Origin of the sequence: Acholeplasma equifetale ATCC 29724 (assembly GCF_000687735.1) — a bacterium.
Classification (GTDB): domain Bacteria; phylum Bacillota_I; class Bacilli_A; order Acholeplasmatales; family Acholeplasmataceae; genus Acholeplasma; species Acholeplasma equifetale.
On record NZ_JHXL01000023.1, the window covers coordinates 1 to 2,465 of the forward strand.

3 protein-coding genes and 1 tRNA gene are annotated in these 2,465 nt (G+C 28.7%); 2 read left to right on the forward strand and 2 right to left on the reverse strand.

What is annotated here, in order from left to right:
• Positions 1 to 221: 221 nt before the first annotated feature.
• On the reverse strand, positions 222 to 953 hold the full coding sequence (locus T434_RS0106125) for a Fic family protein (RefSeq protein WP_026400315.1): 732 nt from the start codon (positions 951 to 953) through the stop codon (positions 222 to 224).
• Between the two features lie 92 nt (positions 954 to 1,045).
• Positions 1,046 to 1,243 (reverse strand): cold-shock protein, encoded by a 198-nt coding sequence (locus tag T434_RS0106130; RefSeq protein ID WP_026400316.1) that lies wholly within the window; start codon positions 1,241 to 1,243, stop codon positions 1,046 to 1,048.
• 188 nt (positions 1,244 to 1,431) lie between these two features.
• On the opposite strand from T434_RS0106130, the gene T434_RS0106135 reads away from it, so the two are divergent.
• A tRNA-Thr gene (locus T434_RS0106135) sits at positions 1,432 to 1,505 on the forward strand.
• A gap of 169 nt (positions 1,506 to 1,674) precedes the next feature.
• Positions 1,675 to 2,238, forward strand: a complete 564-nt coding sequence (locus T434_RS0106140; RefSeq protein WP_026400317.1) for a signal peptidase II — start codon at positions 1,675 to 1,677, stop codon at positions 2,236 to 2,238.
• Positions 2,239 to 2,465: the final 227 nt, after the last annotated feature.

A 2,465-nucleotide genomic window follows, 5' to 3' on the forward strand; every position in this document is an offset into this window, starting at 1 on the left:
TTATCAAAGCCTCTAATGGGATTAGAGACTTTAGAAGATTAAGAAACAAAATTATGTATTCTATCAACAAAGATACACCACTTAAAAACTAAAAATAATTATAGATTTATCGTTACAGTAAACAAAAAATGGAGGTACCTCCACATCTGTTATAGGTGTGGTGTACCTCCATATATGTTATAGGTCGATATGGATTAAACCTCCATATTAGTTATAGGACCTTAATTTTCTAACATAAAAATATAATTTTCATAAGCTTCCAATATTAAATCGTAAAGAAAATCTTCAAAAGGTGATAAATTCTTTTCAACTTTGAATATATCAATATACTTAAAGTATTCTTCTTGACGAGATATAGGTATAGAAATAGGCATATAACCATCAAACATAAGGACATAATTCATAATGAGGCGGGCTAATCGACCATTTCCTTCTAAAAATGGATAAACTTTTAATAATTGGGCATGAGCATAAGCGGCTTTTTGAACTGCAGTTCCTTTAAAATGTTCTAAATCGTAAAAGTATTTTGCCATACGATCATATACTTTTACATAATCTGGTGGTTGATGCATACTATTTTTAATTTGGATATTTACCATACGGTATTGACCACCTGGGAATATACCTTCAACCAAAATTTCATGAAGATCTTTTAATACATCTTCATTAATTTTTTTTCTTGATACAACATATTTAAATGCGTGTTCACATGCTTTTTGATAATTTAGCGCTTCTTTTTGTTCACGCTCTGATAGTTGAGAAATAATAATCTTTTTTTCTAAAAGATTGTCAATATCATCTTTAGTTAGAGTATTTTTTCCATCAATTATGACAGAATCATATGTAAATTCCTTAATGAATTTTTTAAGGACTTCTTTAAATTTTTCTTCCCCAACTTGCTCTCTTAACTCATTAAAGTGGAGTCTGTCCACTTCAAGTAAATCATATTTCATGTTATCGCCCCTTTAATCTCATTATAGCGATTTTTAAAAAAAATAAAAGGGTTTTAACAAATAAAACCCCATTTATTACCTAAGCGAATTAATTAAACTTTTTTAACGTTCGCAGCTTGTTGTCCGCGATCGCCACTTTTAACTTCAAATTCCACTTGGTCGCCTTCAGCTAGTGATTTGTATCCATCAGCTTCGATTGCTGAGTAATGAACAAATACATCTTTGCCGTCAGTTGATGTGATAAAGCCATAGCCCTTACCAGCATCAAACCATTTTACAGTGCCCTTCATTAAAATGTTGTACTCCTTTTTTCATACTTGGTTTTTTCAAACCTATAGCCATTATACACTTTAAATTCATAAATAACAACTAATATCACCAATTAATTTTTTTTTACTCTAATAAATAGTCCTATAGTGTCTTTTGATTTATAAATAGTTGTTTTTTTAAAATCTCTTTTGTATAATAAGATTTGCATGCCCCCATAGGTTAGTGGCAAACCGCATCCATGGTAAGGATGAATTGCAAGTTCGATTCTCGCTGGGGGCACCATTTATGATAGATGATATAAGTTATCATCTTTTTTATTTTAAATACATAAAATCACTTATTTCATCCCGTTTATATGTTTTTATGATATTTAAAAATATCTAGATATAATAAATACTTTCAGTATTTTCTTTAACAATGCTATAATATGTATCAAAGGTAGGTAATCAACTTGAAAAAGCGTTCATGGATTATAATACTTGGTTTATTAATATTAGATGTCATTGTTAAATTGATTGCTGTAGGGGCATTTAATCACCCTTTAAAACTTTTCAATTATGGTGATAATTTTTCAATGTATAGTCAAATTGGACCAGCATTTAGTATAAATGATTTTAGAATTATTCAGTTTGGATTTTTAATGAACGATCAGTTTGCTTTTGGTGGAGAAATTTTCGGATTTAAATTTCAAATTCCAATGGTTATATTAATTCTATTAAGTTTCCTTGCAATATTTTTACTAGTTTATCTATATATAACTGCTTCCAAAAGTAAATTTGACTTATATCATATTTCATTGATCCTTTTAATAGCAGGTGCTTCTGGTAATTTAATTGATAGACTTTTATATGGCGCAGTCATTGATTATGTCGGTTTACCTTTTGTTCCAATTATTGGAAATACTTTATTTAATTTGGCGGATGCTTATCTAAATATAGGATTAATCATGATGGTTATTCATTTATTATTCTTTGATAATCTTAAAAATAAAAAAACTGAAATTGAAGAATCTTAAATAAAAGGTCCTATAACTAATATGGAGGTTTAATCCATATCGACCTATAACATATATGGAGGTACACCACACCTATAACAGATGTGGAGGTACCTCCATTTTTTGTTTACTGTAACGATAAATCTATAATTATTTTTAGTTTTTAAGTGGTGTATCTTTGTTGATAGAATACATAATTTTGTTTCTTAATCTTCTAAAGTCTCTAATCCCATTAGAGGCTTTGATAA

Bases quoted from the DNA above. Each gene is read 5' to 3' on its own strand.
- T434_RS0106125 (WP_026400315.1), bottom strand. From the start codon at position 953: ATGAAATATGATTTACTTGAAGTGGACAGACTCCACTTTAATGAGTTA.
- T434_RS0106130 (WP_026400316.1), bottom strand. From the start codon at position 1,243: ATGAAGGGCACTGTAAAATGGTTTGATGCTGGTAAGGGCTATGGCTTT.